Origin of the sequence: Sphingobacterium sp. T2, assembly GCF_000814685.1 — a bacterium.
GTDB lineage: Bacteria > Bacteroidota > Bacteroidia > Sphingobacteriales > Sphingobacteriaceae > Sphingobacterium > Sphingobacterium thermophilum.
On sequence record NZ_JXAC01000308.1, the window covers coordinates 1 to 585 of the forward strand.

General features: G+C 43.4%; 1 pseudogene. It reads right to left on the bottom strand.

Features of this window, described 5'->3' with window-relative positions:
* A pseudogene (locus SD31_RS17735) lies at positions 1 to 585 on the bottom strand (S9 family peptidase); the annotation flags it as partial.

Consider the following 585-nt stretch of genomic DNA (forward strand, 5'->3'; position numbering starts at 1 on the left):
ATACTGATTTGAACATACCTTTGACACCTAAAGGTCTAGCATTGCCGGACAGGTCAACCAGAACCAACTCGGAGCTAAGATAATATTCCATTACCCTTTCGTCATAAGCGTTGGAAAGCAAATTCTGGTATGTCCTGGAAGGAGTAATACCTCCTAGGTTTTCCTGCACCACAGGACCTGTGGGTACTGGGTTTTGTACCGGCACCTCTCCTCTGCTGGTCACTACCTGCTGCACGAGCAGTGTATTACCATCCTTTGTCCATTGGAAAGTTGTTCCATAAGTATCATTTACTTTACTAAGGATTTTTTTTGCTGTCTTGCTGTTTAGGTCCGCTATCCAAAGTTCGGTATCCTGTAAGGATTTATTTAAGAAAGCAAACACGCCGGGCTGTGACGACCATTTGATGTCGGCCATACCTAACACTTGTGGTAGTCCTGCAATAGAGAATTCAGCTTCTGTCTTCAAATCACGTACTTTTATTCCTTTATATGTTCCAGGATTTTCCGCTACCGTCGTGTTCGTTAGAGGATTTATCCTTAATCCTGCTACACCTAATACCGGCTGCGATATCTGCTCTATTGTTT